Raw genomic sequence first — 363 nt, forward strand, 5'->3', positions numbered from 1 at the left:
CCAACCATCAGCGGCGTGAAACCAGCGGTCGACGCGCAAGGCACGCAAGTGGACGAAGGCGAAGGCGCGGTGTTTGAGGTGAGCTTGTCGAACCCAAGCGCGACGGACATGACGTTTGATTTTGCGCTGGCTGAAGGCACTGCGATAGCGGCGGACTTTGATAAAGACCCAAGCAACGTGACGTTCAGCGATGGCGTAACGTACGATCCTGCGACCAAGCAAATCACCGTTCCCGCGGGCGTGACCAAGTTCACGGCGACTGTGGCGACGACTCAGGACACGATTGACGAAGCGAACGAGACGTTCACGTTAACCGTGGGCGGCGAAAGCAACACCGCGACCATCATTGATAACGACGACACG

General features: G+C 58.4%; 1 pseudogene. It reads left to right on the top strand.

The features are described from left to right. Window positions 1–84: 84 nt before the first annotated feature. A pseudogene (locus tag AB4232_RS03840) lies at window positions 85–363 on the top strand (cadherin repeat domain-containing protein); the annotation flags it as partial.

The sequence above is a fragment of the Vibrio sp. 10N.286.46.A8 genome (assembly GCF_041470165.1).
Classification (GTDB): Bacteria; Pseudomonadota; Gammaproteobacteria; order Enterobacterales; family Vibrionaceae; genus Vibrio; species Vibrio tasmaniensis_A.